This is a genomic window from Listeria costaricensis (assembly GCF_900183385.1).
In the GTDB taxonomy this organism is placed as follows: domain Bacteria; phylum Bacillota; class Bacilli; order Lactobacillales; family Listeriaceae; genus Listeria; species Listeria costaricensis.
Genome location: NZ_FXUT01000013.1, coordinates 24188 through 49917 on the forward strand (window position 1 = coordinate 24188; position 25730 = coordinate 49917).

The 25730-nt window shown below is 47.0% G+C and carries 25 protein-coding genes and 1 pseudogene; 9 read left to right on the top strand and 17 right to left on the bottom strand.

The features are described from left to right. Positions 1-69: 69 nt before the first annotated feature. From CS921_RS11305 to CS921_RS11330, 6 genes are read right to left on the bottom strand one after another with little or no spacing between them, the layout of a single operon-like run. A complete protein-coding gene (locus tag CS921_RS11305) occupies positions 70-774 on the bottom strand; it encodes a response regulator (protein WP_099223967.1) in 705 nt (234 codons plus the stop codon). Beyond that, positions 743-3490 carry a sensor histidine kinase gene (locus CS921_RS11310; protein ID WP_099223969.1) on the bottom strand — a complete coding sequence of 916 codons (2748 nt, stop codon included), beginning with the start codon at positions 3488-3490 and terminating at the stop codon, positions 743-745. The genes CS921_RS11305 and CS921_RS11310 overlap by 32 nt, the downstream gene beginning before the upstream one ends. Positions 3491-3510: 20 nt before the next feature. Then, on the bottom strand, positions 3511-4086 hold the full coding sequence (gene kdpC, locus CS921_RS11315) for a potassium-transporting ATPase subunit KdpC (RefSeq protein ID WP_240422346.1): 576 nt from the start codon (positions 4084-4086) through the stop codon (positions 3511-3513). A 1-nt stretch (position 4087) separates the two neighbouring features. Further along, positions 4088-6145 carry a potassium-transporting ATPase subunit KdpB gene (gene kdpB, locus CS921_RS11320; RefSeq protein WP_099223971.1) on the bottom strand — a complete coding sequence of 686 codons (2058 nt, stop codon included), beginning with the start codon at positions 6143-6145 and terminating at the stop codon, positions 4088-4090. Positions 6146-6155: 10 nt separating this feature from the next. Next, positions 6156-7844 carry a potassium-transporting ATPase subunit KdpA gene (kdpA, locus tag CS921_RS11325; RefSeq protein ID WP_099223973.1) on the bottom strand — a complete coding sequence of 563 codons (1689 nt, stop codon included), beginning with the start codon at positions 7842-7844 and terminating at the stop codon, positions 6156-6158. Continuing rightward, a complete protein-coding gene (locus CS921_RS11330) occupies positions 7841-7930 on the bottom strand; it encodes a potassium-transporting ATPase subunit F (protein WP_099223975.1) in 90 nt (29 codons plus the stop codon). Before CS921_RS11330 ends, kdpA begins: the two co-directional genes overlap by 4 nt. Before the next feature lie 258 nt (positions 7931-8188). Between CS921_RS11330 and CS921_RS11335 the strand changes: the two genes are divergently transcribed. The 3 genes from CS921_RS11335 (at position 8189) to CS921_RS11345 (ending at position 10206) form a co-directional block, all read left to right on the top strand. Next, entirely contained in the window at positions 8189-8494 is a 306-nt protein-coding gene (locus tag CS921_RS11335; RefSeq protein WP_099223977.1) for a PTS sugar transporter subunit IIB, read from the top strand. Positions 8495-8568: 74 nt separating this feature from the next. Further along, complete coding sequence (locus CS921_RS11340; protein WP_099223979.1) at positions 8569-9873, top strand: PTS sugar transporter subunit IIC; 1305 nt, start codon at positions 8569-8571, stop codon at positions 9871-9873. 30 nt (positions 9874-9903) lie between these two features. Then, positions 9904-10206 (top strand): PTS sugar transporter subunit IIA, encoded by a 303-nt coding sequence (locus CS921_RS11345; RefSeq protein ID WP_099223981.1) that lies wholly within the window; start codon positions 9904-9906, stop codon positions 10204-10206. A gap of 84 nt (positions 10207-10290) precedes the next feature. Here the strand turns inward: CS921_RS11345 and CS921_RS11350 are convergent, their stop codons facing one another. Together CS921_RS11350 and CS921_RS11355 are read right to left on the bottom strand one after the other, a co-directional pair. After that, a complete protein-coding gene (locus tag CS921_RS11350) occupies positions 10291-10614 on the bottom strand; it encodes a nitrous oxide-stimulated promoter family protein (protein WP_099223983.1) in 324 nt (107 codons plus the stop codon). 112 nt (positions 10615-10726) lie between these two features. Next, positions 10727-11293, bottom strand: coding sequence for a TetR/AcrR family transcriptional regulator (locus tag CS921_RS11355; RefSeq protein ID WP_099223985.1), 567 nt, complete (start codon positions 11291-11293; stop codon positions 10727-10729). 684 nt (positions 11294-11977) lie between these two features. Between CS921_RS11355 and CS921_RS11360 the strand changes: the two genes are divergently transcribed. Beyond that, a complete protein-coding gene (locus tag CS921_RS11360) occupies positions 11978-13348 on the top strand; it encodes a LysM peptidoglycan-binding domain-containing protein (protein WP_476738463.1) in 1371 nt (456 codons plus the stop codon). A gap of 186 nt (positions 13349-13534) precedes the next feature. Here the strand turns inward: CS921_RS11360 and CS921_RS11365 are convergent, their stop codons facing one another. The 3 genes from CS921_RS11365 to CS921_RS11375 form a co-directional block, all read right to left on the bottom strand. Next, on the bottom strand, positions 13535-13864 hold the full coding sequence (locus CS921_RS11365) for a cyclic-di-AMP receptor (RefSeq protein WP_099223989.1): 330 nt from the start codon (positions 13862-13864) through the stop codon (positions 13535-13537). Positions 13865-13979: 115 nt separating this feature from the next. Beyond that, positions 13980-14612, bottom strand: a complete 633-nt coding sequence (tmk, locus tag CS921_RS11370) for a dTMP kinase (protein WP_099223990.1) — start codon at positions 14610-14612, stop codon at positions 13980-13982. Positions 14613-14651: 39 nt separating this feature from the next. Further along, positions 14652-16040: an aminotransferase class I/II-fold pyridoxal phosphate-dependent enzyme gene (locus CS921_RS11375; RefSeq protein WP_099223992.1), complete on the bottom strand. Its 1389-nt coding sequence runs from the start codon at positions 16038-16040 to the stop codon at positions 14652-14654. A 209-nt stretch (positions 16041-16249) separates the two neighbouring features. On the opposite strand from CS921_RS11375, the gene CS921_RS15725 reads away from it, so the two are divergent. From CS921_RS15725 to CS921_RS11395, 5 genes and pseudogenes are all read left to right on the top strand, one after another. Beyond that, complete coding sequence (locus CS921_RS15725) at positions 16250-16345, top strand: type I toxin-antitoxin system Fst family toxin (protein ID WP_240422347.1); 96 nt, start codon at positions 16250-16252, stop codon at positions 16343-16345. A 208-nt stretch (positions 16346-16553) separates the two neighbouring features. Then, a pseudogene (dhaK, locus tag CS921_RS11380) lies at positions 16554-17544 on the top strand (dihydroxyacetone kinase subunit DhaK). Positions 17545-17562: 18 nt separating this feature from the next. Next, positions 17563-18159 carry a dihydroxyacetone kinase subunit DhaL gene (dhaL, locus tag CS921_RS11385; RefSeq protein WP_099223994.1) on the top strand — a complete coding sequence of 199 codons (597 nt, stop codon included), beginning with the start codon at positions 17563-17565 and terminating at the stop codon, positions 18157-18159. Continuing rightward, positions 18160-18534 carry a dihydroxyacetone kinase phosphoryl donor subunit DhaM gene (gene dhaM / locus CS921_RS11390; RefSeq protein ID WP_099223996.1) on the top strand — a complete coding sequence of 125 codons (375 nt, stop codon included), beginning with the start codon at positions 18160-18162 and terminating at the stop codon, positions 18532-18534. It begins immediately after the preceding gene. A gap of 300 nt (positions 18535-18834) precedes the next feature. Beyond that, a complete protein-coding gene (locus CS921_RS11395; protein ID WP_099223998.1) occupies positions 18835-19692 on the top strand; it encodes an aldo/keto reductase in 858 nt (285 codons plus the stop codon). A gap of 67 nt (positions 19693-19759) precedes the next feature. Here CS921_RS11395 and CS921_RS11400 read toward each other — a convergent pair whose 3' ends face one another. The 6 genes from CS921_RS11400 to CS921_RS11425 all read right to left on the bottom strand — a co-directional run bounded on the left by CS921_RS11400 (position 19760) and on the right by CS921_RS11425 (position 25730). Further along, a complete protein-coding gene (locus CS921_RS11400) occupies positions 19760-20410 on the bottom strand; it encodes a DUF1266 domain-containing protein (RefSeq protein ID WP_099224000.1) in 651 nt (216 codons plus the stop codon). Between the two features lie 139 nt (positions 20411-20549). Then, positions 20550-22193, bottom strand: coding sequence for a LapB repeat-containing protein (locus tag CS921_RS11405; protein ID WP_162921754.1), 1644 nt, complete (start codon positions 22191-22193; stop codon positions 20550-20552). Between the two features lie 134 nt (positions 22194-22327). Next, entirely contained in the window at positions 22328-22717 is a 390-nt protein-coding gene (locus CS921_RS11410) for a hypothetical protein (protein WP_099224003.1), read from the bottom strand. Beyond that, a complete protein-coding gene (locus CS921_RS11415; protein WP_099224004.1) occupies positions 22714-22938 on the bottom strand; it encodes a hypothetical protein in 225 nt (74 codons plus the stop codon). The genes CS921_RS11410 and CS921_RS11415 overlap by 4 nt, the downstream gene beginning before the upstream one ends. 212 nt (positions 22939-23150) lie before the next feature. After that, positions 23151-24116, bottom strand: a complete 966-nt coding sequence (locus CS921_RS11420; RefSeq protein WP_099224005.1) for an AraC family transcriptional regulator — start codon at positions 24114-24116, stop codon at positions 23151-23153. 48 nt (positions 24117-24164) lie between these two features. After that, positions 24165-25730: an alpha-L-rhamnosidase-related protein gene (locus CS921_RS11425; RefSeq protein WP_099224006.1), complete on the bottom strand. Its 1566-nt coding sequence runs from the start codon at positions 25728-25730 to the stop codon at positions 24165-24167.

The window sequence follows — 25730 nt, forward strand, 5'->3', positions numbered from 1 at the left end:
TCTTTATACAAAAAAAGTAATCGGCAAGCGCCCGTTTGATGGGAACTTGCCGATTACTTTTCACACAGCCTATAGAGGCGCTTCGACCATTCGGTAGCCCACACCGACCTCCGTCATAATGTAGGCCGGCTCGGCAGGATTTTGCTCGATTTTGCGGCGAATGTTGCTCATATTGACGCGCAAAGTTTGGCTTTCATTGGCATAGGGGCCCCAAATTTCACGAATCAGAAAATCATGGGTCAACACTTTGCCGGCATGGGTCGCCAGGAGTAGCAGGATTTTATATTCAATCGGTGTCAAATGGACAACCTGATCGTTCACCGTGACGATTCGGCGGTCATCATCAATCCGCAGCCCGTTGATTTGAATGAGACTGCTGGCACCGGCATTTTGAGCCGCTTGTGCCCCGCTGTGCCGCAATGCAGTGCGAATTCTTGCCAGCAGTTCGGAGGTGCCGAACGGTTTGGTGATATAATCATCTGCCCCGAGATCGAGTGCCGCCACTTTTTCCTTCTCATGACCGCGCGCCGAAACGACCACAATGGGCAAGGCGGTCCAGCTGCGAATATTTTCAAGCACCGACAGGCCGTCCATATCGGGCAGCCCCAAGTCGAGCAGCACCAAATCAGGCGCATGTGTGGCGGCCATTTCAATGCCTTGCTGCCCGGTTTCAGCCCGAAGAACCTGATAATCGCTTGCTGACAATACGGCCGACATGAAATTGCTGATGCCCGTCTCGTCCTCAATCAAAAGTATGACTCGTTTGGGTCCCATTTTGTTCTCCTCCTTTTGCTAGTGGCAACGAAAACCAGAAAACCGCCCCATGTCCCCTATGTCCACCAGCTTCCTGATTATAAGCGGCCATTCTGCCTTGATGCGCCCGCACGATGGAATAGCAGATCGACAGGCCGATGCCAAGGCCACGTGTGCGGTCCGCCTGATCCTCTTCGCCCGCTGCAAGTCCGTCAAACAGGTGGGGCAGCTTGGCCGGCGGAATCCCTATCCCGTCATCTCGCACCGTAAAAACAGCCTCCTCGCCTGATCGACCGACTTCAAGCCAGACCTTGGCCGTTTCGCCGCCGTGTCGGAGGGCATTTTCGATCAGGTTGATCAAGACTTGCACGATTAGCGTCCCGTCCATTGGCACAAAAAGCGGCTCGTCGGGCACTTTGACATAAATTTCTCGGTCTGGGAAGCGTTGCTTGATGCGACCGACAGCCTCGGCGGCCACTTCTTCCACGATTTCTTCCGTCCGGTCGACTGTGACCAGCCCCTCGTTGATTCGAGTAATGGACAGCAAATTTTCCACCATGCGAATCAGCCATTCCGAGTCGTCCTTGATGTCATGAACCAGCTTCGTTTTCGTCTGGTCATCCATGGTTGCCGTATTTTCCAGAATCGCCGAACTGGCGCCTAGAATTCCGGTCAGCGGCGTGCGCAGGTCATGCGAGATTGCCCGAAGCAGATTCCCACGCATTTTCTCCTTTTCCGCCTCAATTAAGATCGTCCGCTGCTCATCAGAGAGTTTTTGTCGCTCTAATGCTATCGCCACTTGGCTGGTGATCATGCGGAGGAACAGCCGGTTGTCCTGTGTCAGCAGGCCTTTCTCTTTCAAGCAGTACACGCCCAAAACACCGAGTACTTGACCCTGCGAAATGACCGGCATGTAGTGACCCATGGCTCCCATCAACGTATCCGTTCCGGCACCGGCGCGTTTTTTATTTTTAAAAACCCAATGCGCCACGGCCTGTTCATCTTCTGTCAGCAGTTTATCGGCACCTGCTTCATCCGCTACCTGCTGGAATGCCGGCGCGTGCCCACTAAGCGGATCTTCCAGAAAAAATACCGCCGACCGCCCAAACAGCCTTGCAACATAGTCGTTGGTCAGTTCTGCGATCCCCGCCAAATTGCGCGTGACTAGGAGCTGCTTGTTGATTTCATAGAGGACTTCCGTACGGTGCTCCTTGGCGACCGCCTGCTTGGCCTGCTTTTTGATACGAACAGTTAGCGCGCTTGTGACCAGTGCGACAATTAGCATGATTGCAAAAGTGACTGGATAGCCGGCCTGAATCGTGTTAAATGTATACACAGGCGTGGTGAAGAAAAAGTTGAACAGCAGCACGCCGAGAAGCGAACCTAAAACGCCGTACAGGTAGCCTTCTGTGATGCGCGAAATGATTAGCACGGATAAAATATAGACCATAATGACATTTTGATCGCCGATACCAAGTTCTGAAAGCCCGAGGGAGACGAGTGTCGCTAAAACTAGCAGTCCCATCATTTTCGCCGTATCATGCCAGGTGATTGGTTTAATGAACTGGCGACGTCTGCGTGATTTTGCTTTTCGCCCGACAGCCATTTCAGCGGGAATAATGTGAATTTCAATGTTATGGATTTCCGAAATGATCTGGTCCTCCAAATATTCCTCCCACAGGCCGATCAGACGCCGTTTTCGCCGCGACTTGCCCACCACAATATCGGTCACACCGCTTTGCTTGGCATATTCCGCAATCGTTTCCGCCAAATTATCACCATTCAGCGTGACGATTTCCGCCCCGAGCCGCTCCGCCAGCTCTAGATTCTCCCGCAACGCCCGCTTTTCTTCCGGCAAAATCTTCTCCGTGTCGCCATCGTCCACATAGAGCACCGTCCATGGCGCATGAAAAGCCTCAGCCGCACGTGCTCCCCAGCGAATCAAGCGACTGGAAGATGGCGCCAGACCAATACAGACTAGGAGCTTCATACTGGCAAACTTGTCCGTCAGAATCGATATTCGGCTATTTTCAAAACTGATTCGATCGGCCGCCTTCCGCAAAGCAATCTCTCGCAGCAGTTTTAAATTATCCTTCGTAAAAAAGTTCCTCATCGCAACACCGGCACGATCTGGCTGATAAATTTTCCCCTGCGCCAGCCGCTTGAGAAGCTCGTCCGGATCAATATCGATCAATTTGACCGTATCCGCCTGATCGAAAAACTGATCGGGAATCGTCTCCTGCACCACAATCTGTGTGATGCCCGCGATGATGTCATTCAAACTCTCAATGTGCTGCACGTTGACCGTCGTATACACATCAATCCCGGCCGCAAGCAATTCCTCAATGTCCTGATAACGCTTCTTATTGCGCATCTCTTCAGCGTTCGTATGCGCCAGCTCATCCACCAAAATCAACTCCGGCTTCCGCGCCAGCGCCCCGTCCAAATCAAATTCCGTCAATTGAATATTTCGATGCAAAACCTTTTTTGGGGAAAGGGTTTCGAGGCCCTTTGCCAGTTCAAGCGTCTCCGGCCGGGCGTGCGGTTCCAAATAACCGATCACCACATCTCGACCGCTCTCGGCCTGTTCCCGCGCGTCATTCAGCATGGCATAAGTCTTGCCGACGCCTGCCGCATAGCCAAAATAAATCTTAAGCTTGCCGCCTTCCTCCTGAATTTCATTTTTAAACCGTCCCAAAAGTGCATCCGGATTCGGACGTTCGGCCTTCCTTTCCATGTTGAATGACACCTCCATTTCTATGCTTTCAGTTTATCAAGCGCCAGATTGACTTGCAAAACATTCACTACCGGTTCCCCTAAAAATCCAGCGGTCCGCTTCGTTGTATAGCGGTCGATGATGTTGTCCACCGTTTCTTCCTCTATACCCCGTTCAGCGGCAATCCGTGCAGCCTGATATTTAGCGGCCTGAACAGAAATTTGCGGATCAACGCCGCTTGCCGAACCGGTCACCAGCTCCACTGGGACGGGCTTCTGATTTTGCGGATCAATTTTATGGTAATAGGCCACTCGTTTTTTAACTAGGGCCTGCTCGGCCGCGCTCATCGGGTTCAGGTTGCTCGGAGCTCCCGTATTGTCCGGCCTTCCCAACAAGTATTTCGGGTCTGTAAACGATTGGCCGATCAGTTTTGATCCGACCGTTCGACCATTTTCCTCTATTAAGCTGCCGTTCGCTTGGTCTTTGAAAGCAGCTTGGGCGATCAGTGTCACCACGCCCGGATAAGCGACTCCGCAAAGCAGTGTGAGCGCTAGAAAGCTCACGAAAACCGGCCGCCATATTTGAATGAATCGTTTGAGCATTTTTTCATTTTCCATGTTAGGACACCCCCAATAATGTCAGCAGCAGATCGATCGCTTTGATGGCAATAAACGGCGCAATGATGCCGCCCAGTCCGTAGATAAACAGATTGCGGCTGAGCAGCTTTCCGGCGGGCATTTCATGATATTTCACACCGCGCAGCGAAAGTGGGATCAGCGCCACGATGATCAGCGCGTTATAAATGATCGCCGATAGGATGGCGGTTGTCGGGCTGGTAAGCTGCATCACGTTGAGCGCATCCAGCTCTGGGTATATACTATAGAAAAGCACGGGAATGATCGCAAAATATTTAGCAATGTCATTGGCCACGCTAAAGGTTGTCAGTGCGCCGCGTGTCATCAGGAGCTGCTTGCCGATTCGCACGATGTCGATCAGCTTGGTCGGGCTCGAATCGAGATCCACCATGTTGCCTGCCTCCTTGGCTGCCTGCGTCCCGGAGTTCATGGCGACTGCCACGTCTGCCTGTGCCAGGGCGGGCGCATCATTCGTCCCGTCTCCCGTCATCGCGACAAGATGGCCTTCTTTTTGATAGGAACGAATCAGATCGAGCTTGGCTTCCGGTGTGGCCTCGGCAAGAAAATCATCGACTCCTGCTTCTGCCGCAATGGCCGCAGCGGTCATCGGATTGTCACCGGTGATCATGATCGTCTTAATGCCCATTTTCCGCAGATCGACAAATCTTTCCTTCACACCGTTTTTCACGATATCCTTCAAATAAATGACACCCAATACGTCCTGATTCCGCACGACAACAAGTGGTGTCCCGCCCAGTCGCGCAATCCGTTCGACAATTTCATCACAGGCTGCCGGATAATGACCGCCAATCTGCTCGATATATTTTTTCACTGCATCTGCCGCACCTTTACGAATTTTCTGTTCGCCAAAATCCACTCCGCTCATCCTCGTTTTGGCTGTAAAAGGAATGAATGTCGCGCCCATCGAGCCGAAATCACGCCCCCGAATGTCGAACCGCTCCTTCGCCAGCACCACAATGCTTCTCCCCTCTGCCGTTTCGTCTGCAATAGAGGAAAGCTGTGCGGCATCAGCCAAATCCTGCTCTCTGACACCCGGAACCGGAATGAATTCACTCGCTTTTCGGTTGCCAAGCGTAATCGTCCCCGTCTTGTCGAGCAAAAGCACATCCACGTCCCCAGCCGCTTCGATCGCACGGCCGCTCATGGCGAGCACGTTGGCCTGATTGAGCCGGCTCATTCCAGCAATCCCGATGGACGAAAGCAAGGCCCCAATTGTCGTGGGTGCCAGGCAAACGAGCAGCGCGACAACATTGGTTATTGAAATCGCCGCCCCGTTTCCGGCAAGCTCACTGGAGAAGTGGGTAAATGGCACAAGTGTGACCGACACGACAAGGAAAATAATCGTCAATGTCACCAGCAAAATCTGCAGGGCTATTTCATTTGGCGTTTTCTTTCGCGCCGCCCCTTCAACCATGGCAATCATTTTATCCAGAAAACTTTCGCCTGCTTCGGAAGTGATTCGCACGACCAGCCAGTCTGACACGAGGGTCGTCCCGCCAGTCACAGCGCTTCGATCACCGCCAGACTCGCGAATGACCGGCGCGGATTCACCCGTAATCGCACTTTCGTCCACCGATGCCGCCCCGTCGATCACCTCGCCGTCCATTGGAATTTGTTCGCCTGCTTCTACAAAGACCACATCCCCTTTGTGCAGCGCATTCGACAGCACCTCCGTATAGTTAGCATGATCCTCCGCCCGCTCTAGCTTCCGAGCCGTGACATCTTTCCGTGCGCTTCTCAAACTATCCGCTTGTGCCCGGCCGCGTCCTTCCGCGATCGCTTCGGCAAAGTTGGCAAAAAGCACCGTAAACCATAAGACTAGTGCGATCGCCAGCGTGTAGCCCGCCGCCGCATCCTCGACTCCAGCAAACGCGAGGAAATAGAGCAGTGTGGTCAAAACAGCCCCGATATAGACCACCAGCATGACAGGATTTTTAATTTGAATCTTCGGCGACAGCTTGACGAAAGATTGCACCGTCGCATCCCGATAGATTTCTTTTTTTGAATCTTCTTTTTTCATCTTAATCACCTCAATTTAAAGTTGTGAAAAAGTCTGCAAGCGGACCAAGCGCCAAGGCTGGCAAAAAGCTGAGCGCTCCGACAAGCAGAATCACACCGAGAAGCAGACCGACAAACAGGCCGTTCGAGGTCGAAAGGGTTCCGCTGCTTTCCGCCACACTTTTCTTCTTCGCCAGACTGCCGGCCAGAAAGATGGCTGCCACCATGGGAATAAATCGACCGAGGAGCATCATCGTCCCGCCGACCAGATTGGTAAACGGATTGTCCGCCGCATATCCCGCAAAAGCACTCCCGTTATTGTTGCCCATCGAGGTAAACGCATAAAGCACTTCCGAAAAGCCATGCGCCGAGCCGTTCGACAAGTAGCCGAATGTCTGCGGCAGAATCGTTGCAGCGGCCGTCCCGAGCAGCGTTAAAAGAGGGGGCACAAGGACAAGCAGGCAGACCATTTTCATCTCATACGGCTCGATTTTTTTGCCCAAATATTCAGGCGTCCGACCCACCATCAGCCCCGCAATAAATACCGTCAGAATCACAAAAGCCAGCATGCCGTAGAGTCCGCTGCCCACACCGCCGAAAATCACTTCGCCGAGCTGCATCATAAACAGCGGCACCATCCCGCCGAGCGGTGTCAGACTGTCATGCATGGCATTCACCGCCCCGTTGGAAGCAGCCGTTGTCGAGACACTGAACAGCGCCGACTGGCCAATCCCAAAGCGCGCTTCCTTCCCTTCCATGCTGCCACCTGTCGACACCCCTGCAAAATCAGGCCCCGTATACATCTCAGCCGCCGTAATCCCAATCAGCCCAATCACAAAGACCAGCATCATCGCCACAAAAATGGCCCGTCCTTGCCGCATGTCCCTAACCGCCTTCCCAAAAGTAAACACTAGCGCTGCCGGGATCAGCAAAATCGCCAGCATCTCCAAAAAGTTGGAAACGGCCGTCGGATTCTCAAAAGGGAACGCCGAATTGGCACCAAAAAAACCGCCACCATTTGTCCCGAGATGCTTGATGGCAATTTGACTAGCGGCCGGTCCCAGCGGAATCACTTGCCCCACGCCATCTTGAAGCGTTTCAACCACTTGGTAGGAAGAAAAAGTCTGCACAACGCCCTGCGAAACCAGTAAAACCGCCAAAACAAGCGAAAGCGGTAGCAGCAGATACAGGGTGATTTTTGTCAGATCCCGCCAAAAGTTCCCTAGACCGTGTGCTTTCTTATAAAGGAAGCCGCGAATCAGAACGAACAACACGGCAATCCCAGCCGCCGCCGAAACAAAATTCTGCACTGTCAACCCTAACATTTGGGCGAGATAGGAGAGCGTTCCTTCGCCGGAATAGGCCTGCCAGTTGGTATTTGAAACAAAACTAGCCGCCGTATTGTAGGCCAGATCAAACGACATTCCTTGCAAATGTTCCGGATTGAGCGGCAACAATCCTTGCAGCAGAAGCAGCAGCATCAAAAAGGCCAGTCCTAGAAAGCTGAAAGCAAGTACTGAGAATGCGTAGCGCTTTGCTGTCATTTCACAGGCCGCGCTTTGGCCCATTAGTCGATAGATCGCCCGTTCAAGCGGACCGAGAATCTTTTCTAGCCAGACCTTCTCGCCAATCAGCAGCTTATGAATGTAAAGCCCCAGCGGAATTGCCAAAGCAACAAGCACTGCCAGAAAAAAAATATCTTGTATGATGATCGATTTCATAAGTCTTCACCTCTAAATAACACATAAAATAGATAGATCAATAATCCGAGCGCGATCAGCCCCATGAAAATTGTGATGATCAACATCTCTAATCACTCCTTTTTTTTCTGTTCTCATCCTCTTTCATGCCTATCTTAACCGTAAAGTGCGTAAAGAGAGTGTAAAAAAAGAAATCTAGGGAATAAAGATTGTATTAAGAATGTGCATCTGTGTAACAATTACACACATCAGTTAGATTGTGTAAGCCTTTTTACATTTATGAAAACGTTCTTATAAAGCCATTTCAAAGTTGGCACGGTTTTTGCATTATAGTTCTATGTAAAGTTGAAAAGGAGGAATTTAAAATGAAAACAATTATGTTAGTTTGTTCTGCTGGGATGTCCACCAGTTTACTAGTAACTAAAATGGAAAAAGCGGCAGAAGCAGAAGGTATGGATGCAAAAATCTTTGCAGTAGCTGAAGCAGAAGCTGACAAACACATTGATGAAATCGATGTACTTCTTCTAGGACCACAAGTTCGTTTCTTAGAAGGCAGCATGAAGAAAAAATTGGAACCAAAAGGTATTCCAGTTGCTGTTATCAACAGTGTTGACTACGGCATGATGAAAGGCGACAACGTCTTAAAACAAGCACTTGAATTAATCAAGTAAAACAGGTATCACCAGCAATAGCTGTAAAATACTAAGCAGTCTTTCGAGATTGTCAAAAAAAGGAGATTATTATAATGAATGGATTTATTGCTTTTATGGAGAAACACTTTATTCCATACGCAGCAAAAATCGGCGGGCAGCGTCATCTAGTTGCAATTCGTGATGGTTTCATCGCAACAATGCCACTGATGATTCTCGGGTCTTTCGCCGTACTGATTAACAACTTCCCGATTCAAGCATATCAAGACTTCATGAACGGACTTTTCGGAGAGGGCAAATGGCAAGCTTTCGGCGTTAACGTATGGAATGGTACTTTCGCGATTCTAGCACTTTTAATTTCTTTCACCGTTGCTTATAACCTTGCAAAATCTTACGACAAAGATGCACTTTCTTCTGGTGTCGTATCTGTTGCTTCTTTCTTCGCAATCGGCGCTGTTGCACCAGCTGCTGAAGGTGGCATGAGCATAGCTGGACTTGGATCTACTGGTCTTTTCCTAGCTCTTATTATCTCGATTATCTCTACTGAAATTTTCACTCGTCTAAGCGGCAGTGACAAATTGGTCATCAAAATGCCTGACGGTGTTCCACCAGCAGTTTCTCGTTCATTCGCAGCGCTATTCCCTGCAATGATCACAGTTTCTATCTTCGGTCTTATCACTGCGTTCTTCCAAGCAGCTGGTATCACTGACCTTGTAGCTGAATTCTACAAACTTATCCAAGAACCATTCATGGGTCTTGCAAACTCACTTCCAGCAGCACTACTGCTAGCATTTGTTTCTGCATTCCTTTGGTTCTTCGGTTTGCACGGTGCGAACATTATCGACCCGTTCATGCAAACAATCAACGTTCCTGCTATTGAAGCAAACGTTAAAGCTCTTGAAGCTGGTAAAGAAATTCCTTACATCGTTAACAAACCTTTCTTCGATGCATTTGTAAACCTTGGTGGTACTGGTGCAACAATCGGTCTTGTTATCGCAATCTTCCTAGTAGCACGTAAACACAAAGCTTACATGACAGTTTCCAAATTGTCTGCAGCACCAGGTTTGTTCAACATCAATGAACCAATGATGTTCGGTCTTCCAATCGTACTGAACCCAATCATGTTCATTCCTTACATCTTGACTCCACTTGTACTTGTAACGGTTGCTTACTTTGCAACAGCATCTGGTCTTGTACCAGCTTGTACGATCGTTGTTCCTTGGACTACTCCACCAATCATCGGCGGCTTCCTTGCAACACAAAGCCTTGCAGGTGGTATCTTGGCAGCAGTTAACTTGGCGCTTTCTATCATTATCTTCCTTCCATTCGCGAAAATGGCTCAAATCCAAGAGCTACGTCGTGAAAAAGAAGTTCAAGCTAAAGAAGCAGCTCAAGCTTAATCTGGAATTCCTTTAAAGGACGTGTTAGATATGGATCTAGAACAAACAATTATGAGTTTGATCGTATTCGGCGGTAACGCCAAGAGCGACGCAATGCTTGCCATCGAAGCAGCTAAAAAAGGCGACTTTGAAACAGCTGATAAACAAATCGAACAAGCAGAGCAGGCTTTACTTGAAGCGCATCATTCACAAACAGCCCTTATTCAAGGTGAAGCACGCGGCGAAAAAACAGAAGTATCCCTTCTTCTCGTCCATGCACAGGATCATTTAATGAATGCCATCACCTTTAAGGACTTGGCAAAAGAATTAGTCGATCTTTATCGGTCGAAATAAAAGAAAACCTCCGGCGCGTGCGTCGGAGGTTTTTTGCTTATTACATCAAAAAAAGCCAGCGCCATAAAGGCACCAGCTCGAGCGTCATCCGCTTTTCAAATTCTTGATTAAATGCCGAATGGCCCAAATCGGATGACGAGTGAGCATCCGCGGCCCAGAAAAACGCATGACTGCTTTGATTCTTTCGCGATAGTCTTTTCGGTAGCAGTGCACTTGACACTTCTCACAGGTTCCTTTTTCCTCGCCAAAACGACAGTGGGACAGACGTGTATGCGCATAGCGTTCTAAATCTGCACATTCCTCACACAAATCTTTCCCGCCGTGTTTTTTTCGACAATACAGGTGGATCATTGCACTGACTGTTCGCATTTCCTGCCTGATTTTAGGCCCATCATTGATTGCTTTCACACGCCTCACCCTTTTTAAAATCAAATCGTGATTTTTCTCACATGAATGACCAACTGTTCTCGTTTATTTAACAGACAGCTGCCCCTCTTCAAAAAGCAGCCGCCTGCATGGATCAAAGCAATTTCTCTAGAACACCCGTCAGCGTCTCGGCACTCACTTGAATCTTTGGCGGTCGCTCGTAGATATCATCATTTACTTTTTCAACCATCGTTAGCAAAATCACGCTGTTGAGCACGAGTGAGACGGCTTCTGATTCTGCACAATGGCGCTCGTTCCGGCCAATGACCTGCTTTACTTTTTGATCAATTTTCTCATAAAGGTATTCGATGACAGAAGGGTTGATAAATTCCATATCCTTACTTCCCATTTCCTTAACCGAAATGACCATGAAATCTCGATATTTATCATAAAGTGACAGCATAAACTCACTGACAGCTGTCAAAAAAGTCGCCCGATCAGGAAAACCAGCCGCAAAAAACTGATCGATCTCCTGCTTAATGGATTCGATCTGCCGCTCAAGTGTCAGATGGATCAGATTTTCTTTGTTTTTAAATTTCTTGAAAATCGTTGCTTCATTGATGCCGGCCGCCTCAGCCAATTGCCGTGTAGTCGAGCCTTTGATGCCGTTTTTGGCAACCATTCTTAGCGCTGCTTCCATAATGGATTCGTTTGTAATCACGTCCGGACTCCTTTCTGCCACCCTTACATAAAGCAAGTACTTACTTATCTCAGTATAGCAAAGCCCATTTTTTCTTTCAACCTTTTTTGATTTAGTGATTTTTTCGACACTCTTTTTTGACAAAAGTGTGAAAGATTATCGGCTTGTAAGCAAATTTAATATTCCTGCAATAGAAATGTCTTGTGAAAAATGGCATAATTGATTTATCTACGGTGCGAAAAAAAGTTTGAAATGGAAGTGATAGTTTTGGAATTAACCAGAAAAGAGCGAATTGAAGCAGAGAAAAAAGAAGGCAAGAAGCGCAAGAAGAAAGACGCCATAAAAACCGGTACAACGATCGCGAGCCTTGCAGCAGTTGCAACAACAATTGCCGTGCCTGCCTATTCGACGGTAGTATCAGCAGATGAAGTTTCCAACACGGACACGGATAGTGACGATACAACAAATGACAGCAACTTAACAAATAGCCAAACAGCACCTGAAACAACCGATTCAGAACAAAGTGACACAACCACTAACACAGAAAATACAGCAACAGCCGTGAACACAACGCAAGAAACTACAACGCAAACGCAGCCCGCACAAGCCACCGTCCAAGTCAATACTACTACTGTTCAAGAAAGCAGTGCCACAGCTAGCAGCTCTAATGTACAAACTTCCCCTACTACTTATACCAGTAATGTCATGGGGACTTCATTACGAGCTAGCTCTCAGTCGGCTCAAGCTTTCATTGATTCGATCGCAGCAGATGCTCAGTCAGTGGCAGCAGCGAACGACCTGTATGCTTCGGTAATGATTGCTCAGGCATGCCTTGAAAGCGGCTATGGTTCGAGCACCCTTTCTTCTGCACCGAACTATAATCTTTTCGGCATTAAAGGGACTTACAACGGGCAGTACGTCGAAATGAAAACTCTTGAAGATGACGGTTCAGGCAACTACTATCAAATTACAGCCAAGTTCCGGAAGTATCCTAATTACGCCGCTTCTTTGCAAGACAATGCGAATGTGTTGCATAACGGCCCTTCTTGGAATCCTAATTATTATGCGGGCACTTGGAAAAGCAACACGAATTCATATAAAGATGCCACACAGGCGCTAACTGGAACCTATGCGACAGATACAAGCTATGCCAGCAAACTGAACAGCATTATCGAACGCTACAATTTGACTCAATATGATACGGGTTCATCTGGCAGCAGCAATACTGACAGTGGTACAACAGACAATACATCTGTCGGCACTTACTATACGGTGCAATCTGGGGATACGCTCTATAAGATTGCCAGCAAGTATGGCACTTCCGTAGCAAATCTAAAATCTTGGAACAACCTTAAATCTGATACGATTTATCCGGGACAAAAATTGATTGTCTCCCAATCAAGCTCGAGCAGCGACTCAAATGCTTCTGATTCTTCCAGCAATAGCAACAATAATAATAGCGGTAGCAGTTCATCATCAAGTAACAGTTCCGCTTCCACTTATACCGTCAAAAGTGGCGACTCGCTTTGGAAAATCAGCCAGCAGTTTGGTGTCTCTGTAGCCAATCTGAAATCGTGGAACAACCTAAGCTCTGACACAATCCATGTTGGTCAGGTATTGAAAGTGTCCGCCGGTTCGTCCAGCTCAAACAGCAGCTCATCTGGCAGCAGTTCCAGCAATTCATCCAACAACAACAGCTCTAGCTCGAGCAACAGCAATGCTTCATCCGGCACAACTTATACTGTTCAATCCGGTGATTCACTTTGGAAGATCGCCAATAAATACGGCACTTCTGTGGCCAATATCAAATCATGGAACAACCTGTCCTCTGATACAATCCAGCCGGGACAAAAATTAGTTGTTTCCAAATCTGGTAGTTCAAGCAGCAACAGCTCTAGCTCCAATTCAGCTAGCTCGAGCAATTCTAATTCTGCTTCCAAAACATATACCGTGCAAAAAGGTGATACATTGTGGGGAATCGCACAGAAAAATGATGTTTCTGTAAGCAATCTGCAATCGTGGAACAAATTGAACGGCACAACTATCTATGTAGGACAAAAATTAGTTATCAAATAAAACATGTATAAAAAGACACTTAGTAAGCGCCCTATTATCGGCTCTACTAAGTGTCTTTTTCTGTTCAAAAAATAAGACTTGTTAAAAAAGCAAGGCTCTCTCCAGCCAAAAATGAGTATAAAATAAAAATGCCGCCAAACAGAAAGACTGCAACATCTCACTTGTTTGACAGCATGATTTTACTTTTTAAAAGTGGTGGAAACTTTCGACTGGCATTACAAACACTGTCGCCCCGCCAACTTGCACTTCGATTGGATAAGGAACATATGTGTCGACCGTAACGCCAAGTGAGGCAGACGGCGTCATCATTTGCTCGCGCGCCTTGCAGTTATCTTTAATAATATCCAGCGCATCCTGAACACGTTCATCCTCAGTCCCGATAATAAAAGTCGTATTGCCTGCTTTCAGAAAGCCGCCCGTTGTAGCCAGCTTTGTCGCACCAAAGTTCGCTTTTGTTAAAGCATCAGAAAGGCGGTTGCTGTCCTGGTCCTGCACAATCGCAAAAATTAATTTCATCTTCCTGTCCCCTCCTTGTGCAGAGCCATTCTGCACTTTTTTTCATTATAGCAAAATTTTCATTTCAACTTTACTATTTAGTTTTACCTAATTTCAGCTGTTCAAACATCCTTAATCAGCTCTCCGCAACACGTTTTAAAATATCCGCAAGAATCTGATCCGTGATTTGGTCAGGAGTCTGTGTGGCATCAACCCGAACAAATCGCGCCGAAAAACGCTTCAATAGTTCCTCGTATCCCGTCTGCACCTGCTGATGAAAAGTCACATCCTCCTTGTCGAGCCGGTTGACTTCACGCCCTTTGTTCGCAGCAATCCGCGCCAGACCGATCTCTGCGGGAACGTCCAAATAATAGGTCACATCTGGAAGTGTTTCTTCCACAGCAAAAAGGTTGATTTCCAGAACCTCATCAATACCGATTCCGCGACCTGCTCCCTGATAAGCCAGCGAACTGTCGATAAAGCGGTCACAGAGCACCGTTTTGCCTGCTGCCAAGGCGGGCCGGATCGTTTCGACCACATGCTGCCTTCTCGCACCAGCAATCAGCAAGGCCTCCGTCCGCGGGTCCATTTCCTCATTGCCAATCCCTAGAACGATTTCCCGCACTTTTTCCGAAATAGGACTGCCGCCCGGTTCGCGCGTTTTAATAAATGGAATACCCGATTTTTTCATTTTTTCATAAAGCAATTGCATGGTTGTTGTTTTGCCGGAGCCGTCTGGACCCTCAAGCGTGATAAAAATCGCCTTCATTTGTGTACCTCTTTCTACTTCTTTTCTGTTCAAATTATATCATATTTCCTTAAAAACCTTGAGCTTATTCTCATGCAGCTTCTCTCCGCCCTGATAGCGCCGCGTTTTGATTGCCTGCAAAACCGTTACATGCTCTGCCGTTATTTTTTCACCGCGTATTAGTTCGGGGATGCCGGGTGGATAGGTCATCACATTCTCAGCGGCCACATAGCCAACTGCCGCCTCGACTGGTAGGAATTCCGTTTTCAGTCCCCGCATGGCTTCATAGGAAATCGCCAGTTCTGTGATGGCAGCTGGCGCGATTGGCTGAATCTCTTGTCTTTCCTTTTTGTCCGCTGCGACTGTTTGCCAGTTGGAAGGTGCGGGAAATGAGTCGTTCTTTTTTAAAAGTGGCAAAATCAGCAGCGCTTGGCTTTCGTCCGCCAGTTCTGGGAAATAGCCGTTCTGCTCGAATTCTGCCAGCAGTTCAAAACCTGTGCTGCCGGCGCGCCGAATGACTAGTTTGAGTGGATCAGCTGGTGTCAGGACTTCAAAGCCGCTCGCCGTGAGGGATGCCTCCCAATTCGCACGCATTTCCCAAAATGTTTCAAAATCAGCCGCCTCATAATTGGCTACATAGTGCCGCGCGATGTCTAATGAGGCCATGATCAAGTAGGACGGGCTGCTGGACTGGAGCATTTGCAAATACCGCGGGACTTCTTGGAGCCTCGGATGGCTGCTTGCAATATGTAAAAATGATCCCATCGTCATAGCCGGAAGCGTCTTGTGCGCCGACTGAACGACTGCATCTGCCCCGAGTTGCAGGGCGTCTGTTGGGAAATCAGGATGCGCGGCAAAATGAGCGCCATGTGCCTCATCCACCAGCACGACAGCTTGGTATCGATGGGCAATACTGATACAGCTTGCCAAATCAAAAACGGTCCCATAGTAGCTGGGATAGGTAAAAATGCAGGCCGCAATATCTGGATGAAGTGTGAAGGCCTCTTCCAGAAGGTCACAGGATACGCCGCTTGCCACACCGATTTCCGGGTCGACTGCTGCTGTCAAAAAGATGGGGACTGCCCCGGCCAGCTCGAGACCGTGCAGAATCGATTTATGGACATCTCGCGAAACTAGCACCTTTTCCCCACGTCCAACTGCCGCTAAAATCATCGCCAGATTGCCCCCTGTCGTCCCATTCACTAGAAAATAGCTTTCCTCAGCCCCGTAACAGGCTGTCAACAGTTGGCGGCTCTCTTCAATCGCCGCTTCCGAATGATACAGATCGTCTAGACCGGTGATTTCTGTTAAATCATATTTCAGAAAGGGCTGCCAGCTCGCCGGATAAAGCAGACCATTCTTATGACCTGGAACGTGTAGCGAGACTGAATCAAGTTGAATATGGCTTTCAATCCGCTCGACTAGCGGTTTCTTTTTTTGAGCGAACATGTGACGACCCCTTTCATTAAAAAATTTTTTTCCTGTTAAAAAATCCAGATTTGCTTTTATTATATACTTTTTAAAGCTGGAAACGTATTTTGGGCTGCTTTTTTACATTTCTTTATGATCAGGTCTTTTTGCCTATTATTATGAATTCTATTATACTAAAGGAGTCGTCTACCTTTGGCAATATCCTTGCCTTAAAGGAGGTGAATCCCTTGTCAGTTCTTTTGACCAGCATTGTTGCGCCAATCATTGTCGGGTGCACAATTGCACTCTTCAAACACTGGCTGGACGCTAGGCGTAGCAAATGAAACAAGACGGCCTTCCAGCCCATAGTAAAACCCCGGTTCCTACACGAACCGGGGTTTTTGGTGAACCTTGTCAGTTATTATGGGTTCATTATAGCATAGTTCTTTTTAATCAGCAACCTTTTTATAGCACGCTGCTTTGGACGTTTGAAAGCGCAAGCAAAAGGGAATTTTCTTAGCGTAGGAAAATGATGAGGAGGTTTTCAGGCAAATGAAAAAAATTATCAATATCCCAGAGCAAGTAGTTGAACAAATGGTTGAGGGTTTGGCGAAATCTCATCCCGAAATTGTGGCACGCATTCCTGATACTCGTGTCATCGCGCGCGTTGATAAACGGCCGGGAAAGGTCGGTCTCGTCAGTGGCGGCGGAAGTGGTCATGAACCGGCTCATGCTGGCTATGTTGGTCGCGGGATGCTTTCTGCTGCGGTTTGCGGCGATGTTTTCACCTCGCCAACACCTGACCAGATTTATGAAGGAATTAAAGCGGCAGATCAAGGTAAAGGTGTCCTTCTAATTGTTAAGAATTATACGGGCGATGTGATGAATTTTGATATGGCTGCCGAACTCGCCAGTGTAGATGACATTCAGGTCGAGCAGATTATTGTTGATGATGATATTGCCGTTGAAGACAGTACGTTTACAACAGGTCGACGCGGTGTGGCAGGAACTGTTCTCGTTCACAAAATTGTCGGTGCGGCTGCTGAAGCTGGTGCAAATTTGGCTGAGCTGAAGGCACTTGGCGAAAAAGTAATCCAGCACATTAAAACGATCGGTGTGGCACTTTCACCATGTACTGTGCCGGAAGGTTGGTCATCCCGGCTTTGAGCTTGGACCGGATGAAATCGAGCTCGGAATTGGCATCCACGGAGAACCGGGTTTCAGCCGCGAAAAACTGATGCCTTCGCACGCCTTGGCCAACCAGCTGGTTGAACGGATCAATCGGGAGCATCAGCTGATTGCCGGTGACAAAGTGGTTGTACTGGTCAATGGAATGGGCGCCACACCGCTGATGGAACAATACGTATTTTCAAATGACGTTCATGAACTTTTATCAAGCCTTGGTGTGGAAGTGAAGAAAACACTCGTCGGCGACTATATGACCTCACTCGAAATGGCCGGCATCTCACTCACTATTTTAAAACTGGCTGATGAAAAATGGGTGGAAATGTTAAATCTGCCGGTCAGCACGATTGCATGGTAATGAAAGGAGCAAAAACAAATGACATATGATAAAAAATGGGCCCTCGATTGGCTGAATGATTTTAGCGACCGAATTATCGAAAACAAACAGCTGCTGAGCGACCTTGATCAGGCAATTGGAGATGGCGATCACGGTGTGAACATGGCGCGCGGCATGACAGAACTGAAAAAAGCCTTTAACGCCAAAGAACCGGAAACACTTCAAGCGGTCTTCAAAACGGCGGCCATGACCATCTTGAGTAAAGTCGGCGGGGCTAGTGGTCCGCTCTACGGGTCGGCCTTTCTGAATATCAGTAAAAAAATCACAGGCGATGAACTGACGCCAACAGAGCTTACGACCGCACTGGAAGCAGGACTTGAAGGCATTGAAAATCGTGGCAAATCAGCGGCAGGTGAAAAAACAATGATCGACGTTTGGGAGCCTGTTACGCGGGCACTTCGGCAGGAAGATTTGACACATGACGTGATTGAGGCGGCTTTACAGAAAACGAGTGATATGAAAGCAACGAAAGGCCGGGCCTCCTATTTGGGCGAGCGCTCGGTGGGACATCTTGATCCCGGCGCCTACTCTTCTGCGCTACTTTTCCATGCTTTCCTTGATCAGGAGGCGAAATAAATGACCAAACCTTATGGAGTCGTCATCATTTCCCATTCAAAAGATGTGGCAAAAGGGGTTCATGACATTATCGAGCAAATTGCAGCAGACGTGGTGATCACATTTGCAGGCGGCACGGATGACGGCGGAATCGGCACCAGCTTTGACAAAGTGAATGCTGCCTTTGAGGAAAATTCGGCTGACAAGATTTTTGCCTTCTATGATCTGGGCAGTGCCAAAATGAACATTGAAACCGTAGCAGAAGTTTCAGATAAGGAAATCATTCTCTACAACGCCCCCATTCTTGAAGGAGCCTATGCAACAGCTGCTCAGCTTCAAATGGACGAGGACCCGGAAGTAATCAAGCAAAACCTGAAATCGATTGAAATCAAATGAAATAACCGCCGGACTTTGTGAAACTCTTTTAGTAAGACGATTGGAAAAATAAGAGAAGCGAAAATTAAGCCTCCGAACCATGGATTTTGCTTAATTTTCAGCTTCTTTTTCTATCTGCACCCAAGCGCCTTTCAATGTTTAGAAAAAGTTGCATCCTGTTACCGCTACAAAATAAGCAGACCTAGGCCTTCCAACGTGAAACTTTGCACAAATATAGGCTTTTTGTCTAACGCAATGACTGGCAATTTCAGCCAATCTTTTATATGCTAGAAATAAGAGAAACAAGGAGGTTGAGTTACAATGGAAAAGCTTTCTTTCGATGATACGATTCAATTGAACAATGGTGTCAAGATGCCGCGCCACGGATTTGGTGTCTACAAGCTTGCTGATGAAGCCCGGTTTCGTACCTCTTTGGAAGTCGCAACAGAAGTCGGTTACCGCTTATTTGACACAGCAATGTTTTATCACAATGAGGCTTATCTGGGAAATTTTCTTGCCTCGTCCGGCTTGAAACGTGACGACTATTTTGTGACGACCAAGGTTTGGAATACCGATCAGGGCTATGACGAAACTTTGCGTGCTTTTGAAACTTCTTTGAAAAAGTTACAGCTGGATTGGCTCGACTTGTACCTTGTCCACTGGCCAAAAAAAGAGCCATTTTTTGATACCTGGCGTGCCATGGAACGACTTTATGACGAGGGGCTGATTCGCGCGATTGGTGTCAGCAATTTTGAAGCGCACCACTTGGATCGACTGATGACCGAAGCAAATGTGCTGCCAGCAGTCGACCAGTTGGAAACCCATCCGCATTTCAGCAACCGCGTCCTTCACCGCTACTTGGAGGAGCTGCACATTGCCCATCAGGCCTGGAGCCCACTCGGTCGTGGCCCACTTTTGACAAGCGAACCGCTGCTTCAGGAAATCGGCGACAAGTATGGCAAAACACCTGCACAAATCGTGCTTCGCTGGCATCTTCAAAATAGTGTGGCCATCATCCCAAAATCTGAAACACCTGAACGAATCCGTGAAAATGCCGCAATTTATGATTTCGCGCTTGCTGATCAGGACCTCCGTGCGATCGACCGTCTGAATCGCGGTGAACGGGTCAGCAATGCGCCGGATGTGATTTATGTTCGGACAGAACCTGATTTTCAATAAATAAAAAACCGTGGGACCCCATCTATTAAAGGTTCCCACGGTTTTTCATTTCTAAGTTTGTCCCTACTTAAAGGAATGCGCCATCTTTCCAAGCACCCTTGCCATTCAGCAATCGGCGGAACGGATAAAGAATCTCAATCGGTGCTGTTCCTTCACAAAAACTGCGACCTGCCGCAACAGAGATTCCATATGCCTGCCAATCTTTGAAGCCGGCCTCTTTGACTCGCGGTGCCACTTCATTTTGCAATAAATTCCACACTTCTTCTTCTTTCAGATAGCCCAGATAATGTGCAGCTCGGATAATAAAAGCAGCCTGCTCGAAATCCCAAGCACGAATGGTTTCATTTGTTTGAAAATCACTTTCTTTCAAATTATATATTTCACAGGATTCCAGCAGTTCTTCGTAGCTGCGGAAGTTTTCATCTAAAATTGCATCGCTGTTTCCTGCTTGGAATGCTGCGAAAGATCCCTCAAACTCTTTGGTCCGTCCGTCTTCAAGCAACCCGATGATTTTTCCCAGAGCGCCTTCTCTACTCGTAATCCCCCAATTTTGAATCAATATTTTTGAGAGCTTCTGCGGTTTAATGTGCATCGCTAAGACCGCACTTGTTGGTGCATAAATTTCGACATATAACGCCCCTAAGCCAAGATATGGTGCCAAATCAGGCGCTACTTGATTTTCTTCAATAAAGGTTATCATCTTTTTCTTGCTGAACATGTCCCCCGACCTTCTTTCAACTTCTGTCCCCTTATTGTAGCCGATTTCTTATCAAGTGAAAAGCGAAAAAAACCGAAGTAAGCTGTTTACTTCGGTCAAAATTCTTTATTCCTATTCTTTTACTAGAGAAAACGGGCATCTAATTCGTCCGGGAACGTTTTTTCAGCAGCCCATAACTGCCCAATAAAATCAACAGGCCACCTGCTACCATCCAGCCAAAATCAGATGCATCCCCAGTTTTCGGCAATGTATCGGCTTCTTGCAGCTGTGCTTTTTCCTGTCCACTATCATTTTGCGTTACTTGCAGGGATGATCCAGTAGTATTCGCATTTTCTTTCGGCTGATTTTGCCCACTGTCGTTTTGCTCAGTCCCATCGGTTTGACTATTGTCGTTTTGATCAGTTCCATCGGTTTGACTATTGTCATTTGGCTCGTCTCCGCCATCAGGCTGATTATTATCATCCGGGTCATCTCCGCCACCATCTATTGGCGTGGCATCTTTTACAATATGCACGATGACCGTTACAGGCTCCGCCACATTGCCTGAATCATCTGTGGCATTCAGCGTTACCAGATAGTCGCCTTCTTTTTGAAAATCAACTTGCTCTGTAAAATCACTCGTAATTTCCGAACCATCACTTGTTGAGGCATGAATATCTTTTAGAAAAGTCGGCTGATCGACTTGCTCACCTAATGTGTAGGTGATTTCCGGATCAGCAGTAATGACTGGCTGTTCAAAATCGTGTATTAACGGCTGATCGACAACCACTAGAAATTCACCTTTAGCCGTTGATTCCTGTCCCACATAGTAAACGGATGATTCATATTCAATATCCGTGAATGCCCATGATAAATTCGGTTCTTCATAGGTATACGCGGTAGGATACACATCAATCGGTGCTAAAACGGATCCATCAAAGCTTACTATTTGATTTTCAACCGTAAAAGGCTGAGAAGGAATCGCAACAAGCGGCGAGTTTACCACATATTGGTTCACTGCATTGTAAGAGATTAATGATGGCAGATTCCCTAGCGGACTGATATCGGTAATCTGATTCTCCGTTAACGAAAGATGCCTCAGTTTCGACATGCCAGCTAAGGGTTGAATGTCACTAATTTGATTGGCATCGAGGTACAAAAAGTTCAGATTCGTCTGGTTAGCTAGCCCTGTGATATCGGTAATCTGATTCCCTTCCGCCCAGAGTGAATATAATTGTGGCAACTCCTTCATCTCATCTAAATCGGTTAGCTGGTCTCCCTTCACTTGAAGCACACCTAATTGCGGAAGATTTTTCAAATTAATCAAATCTATATGCCCGATATTGTTTAAATATAAGTTGATCAATAGTGGAAGATCTGCTGTCAAAAAAGCGGATAAGTCTGTCACATCCGTGCCATCCAATTTTAGATACCACAAATCCTGCAAATTCATCAATGGCCTAATATCAGTGATCGGATTATTAGATAAATCACATGTGTACAGTGAATGAAGATTCTCCATACCTGTCAAATCATGAATTTCTTTTTTAACAAAGCTAACATCTCGAATTGCATTCAGCTCTTCTTGAGAAACAACATCAGAGGTACTACTTTTATTAAGCAACTTACGCATTTCTTCTGCCAAATTATCATCTGGAAACCAGTCATCAATTTTCTTCGCTGCCACATCCTGAAGAGCTACTTTCTGCTCTTCTGACTCTGTTGTATCAGCCAATATTCCCACAGGCCCTAAAAACAGTAAGCAACAAACTAAAGAAACCATTCCAAGACTTTTTACTTTCATATCAAAACTCCTATACATCGTGTTATAAAAACATTATACAACATGTTTTTACCCATATTAGTCCCGAGATATACCAAAAAATCCTTTTATTTCTGTCTAATATGTATTTTTTGACACATTTCACTCAAGAAAATCTATTCACGTTTGAAGCGAGCAAACAAATAGAAGAAAAGTCCAACTAAAGCAATCATGCCATAAACAGCCAGACCTACATGCAGATTCAACCAATTTGTCAGCTCATCCGGCAGAAATGTCATCCCCAAATAAACCGTTGCAAAAACAGCCGCCGCAACTAAAAATGCCACGACCAGTAGTACCAGCCAAATGGCATTTTTTCGGTTCAGCAGACTAATTATAAACAAGCTGAGAATCACCACAGCACCCACGCATAGCACCCAATAATAGTGCGTCAGCGAAGTTATATCTCCGCTTTTCATTTCTCGATAAAAAAAGGTCATTGTCAGCACAAAAATCACCGACAGAATCGAAACAATTTTTAACAGTATCCTTTGAAAAGAACTCATTCAAACCAACCATTAATTAGATTGATCAAATCATCATACGTCATGTTCGTCACAACTGCCACCAAAGCGAGACAGAAGACAAGGGCGGCACCTATCCAGCGAATCGGTTGGAAGGCTATTCGCATCCCCTTTTTACGTGCTCGGCGGGCGGAATAAATCGTGTGCCCTAAATAGACAGCGGATATTAATAAAACCAAATATGTTACAATCTGCGGACTCATTTTTGCTCTCCTTTACAAATTAGACAGTGGACCATTCTCGTTAGACTACTCATTTTCATAAAAATTAATGAGACTTTTATAATATCTATTAAAGCGATTAAAAACAAGTTCTTTCAAAAAAAGTTTTTAATCTTACTTGTAAACTTCACTCTTTATTCACAAAAAAACGAAAAACGTGTTACTACTAATACTAGTAGCAACACGCACCTCTCTTATTCATTTATTTTCCGCCAATTTCCAGGCGTCATTTGATATTCTTTTTGAAATTGCTCAAAGAAGAAACTCGGCGAAGAGTAGCCCACTTCTTCTGCAATCGCCGAAATCTGCCTATCTGTATATTTCATCAAATAGCAGGCATGATGCAGCCGCTTCCGTTTGACAAGCTCAAGGAACGTCTTGCCCGTCTCGCTTTTCAGCTTGTTGCCCAGATAATTTTTATTGAAACCAAATTTCTGCGCCAGCTCCTGCAAAGTCACAGTTTGATAATGATCTTCAATATACTCCAGCACTGCAAAAAACTGGTTGCTTTTATTTTTCTGATATTTGGTGTTTTGATGAAAAACACGTGCCAGCTCCATCAAAATGATGCTCAGATAATGTTTGATCAGCTCAGCCGAGTAATCGGACGGATCATAGAATTCACAAAGCATCATTCTGGTAATTTCTTGAAGCCGTTTATTTTTGGCCCCGTAAAACGGGATAAAATGATTCCTTGTAGTGGATTGAAGCGCCGCACTCAGCAAAAAATCAGAGACAATACTTCGACTATTTTCCAGCGTTTTAAAAAAGGTGGTCTGAATGGTCTCACTGCGAAAAATGATATTGATCAAAATATCGTCTTCCCCCATGTCGCAAATGCTGTGCCGCGTTCCTTTGTCAAACAGAACGAAAGTCCCCTGCGGAAAAGTAATCTCCTTCCCGTTGACAATTTGCGTTGACTCCCCCGAATATAAGTAATTCAACTCAATAAACGCATGCTGATGCTCGGGCATGGCGGCAAATCGGTGATGTTTCCGAATGAAAATCTCATCTTTTTTGAAAAAGGGGTCTTGCGGCATGATAAAAGTGCCACTTGATGCCTCAAGCGCAATATCATTAATGTTCACATGGTCGATCACCTGCCGCTTTTCGATCTCATCATACCGCCGCAGGAAATGGTCGAGTTCAGCAAAATCCATTCTCAAAACCTCCTAAAAACGGAGCGGTCACCTGCCGCCCCGTCTCCATTATAGTTGATACTTGCGAATAAAGTAAGTTGGCGTGCAGCTCCACGCATGGCAATACGAATTGATCAGATGACTGCCATACGGAGAGAAATTCAAATCGTCCGGCTTAAACAGTTCCCAGAATGTATCAGCCCCCGCCTTGATCATGCCGCCCCAATACGTATCCATCATCCGTTCCGCTTCCTCTTTGAGACCCGTTTTAAACAGTGCCTCCACCATGAAATGATAGGCAAATGGCGTCGTCAAACCGATTTCCGGATTCTTCCGCATGGTACGCAAAAGTAGCTGCCTGCCCTCTTCTTTAGAAACCACTTCGCCCAGCACCATCCAGATTTGACTATGCCAAGAAATTTGATGATCCGTGCCGCTTCGGAAAAAGCCAGTCGGCGCATCATAAAGATGGTCTCTTGCCGCCTGCTTGCCCATTTCACATTTGGCGGTGAGCTCCTCGACAAGTGCCGGTTCAAATTCAGCCGCCAGACTTGCCGCGCGCTTCAAAGTCAGCAAGTAGAGACCATGCGTGGGGGTCGCTTTGCTCAAATCGGGATTCCAGTCGACAAATGACCACCAGTAGGGCCGGTCCTCCATGATGCCCAGCTCATTCAAATGCTCCGCCGCAAAGTTCAGCTGACTTTTGGCAGTCGGCCAGAGTTCGCGCACCGTTTCCTTTTCGCCTGTATGCTGATAGTAGTCATATAAGGTGTCCATAAAGTACAGCGCATAGTCGACCAGATAGGTATCATCTGCCCTCACTTCCGGCGCGATAAACAGATTGGCCGGCACTCGTCCCTGTGTATCCGGCAGTCCGGCAAACAGATAGAGGCAGCGCTTGACCAGGTCGACATTTTGGAAACTGACATAACTGGCCTGAGCCTGCAGATAAAGATCGCCCAGCCATAAACGCCGGTCCCGTTTTGGTCCATCTTCATAGACTGACTGCATGCAGCTCTTGAGCGTTTCAAGACTCACATGGTCCAGCTGACGGTTTTCCGGCCGCGTCGCGTGAAGTGGTGCCAAACTGGCTTGGTCGGCTGATGTCACCGCTCGAACTTTGATGTGAGCTAGCTTCACTTGATACTTGGGCGACGAGTCAATCACCTCCAGTTTCATATAGCGAAAACTGTACCGCCGTTCTGCATGGAAAATTTTCGGCAACACGTCAATATGAAAAGCATCCTCTTGCAGCCACGATTTGCTCAGCCAGCCGTCATATGCAGAGAAATCGACTGCCGCCTCAACAGGCATTTCCGCAAAGGTGAGCCGAAAGTAGAGCGGTGCATCAGGAGGGCTCCCAACTGGCTCCAACTCGAAAGAAGGATAGCCAACCAGGTGCCGACCAAAATCAAAAATCACACAGTCCCCTTTGCCGAGCGGCGCAGTTTCAAGCGGGCTGTCCGGCAGCGCTTCTGCCCGAAAACCATGGATGGCCGCTTCGTCTGCTACCATTTTGACCATTCGCACCGGGCGGACCCATTCTTCAAACAGCGGATGGTCGAGCGCTTCTGCTTTTTCCAAAAACGCCTCATTTCGAATAATTTTCACTTCTTTATTTATCTGCATATCCAT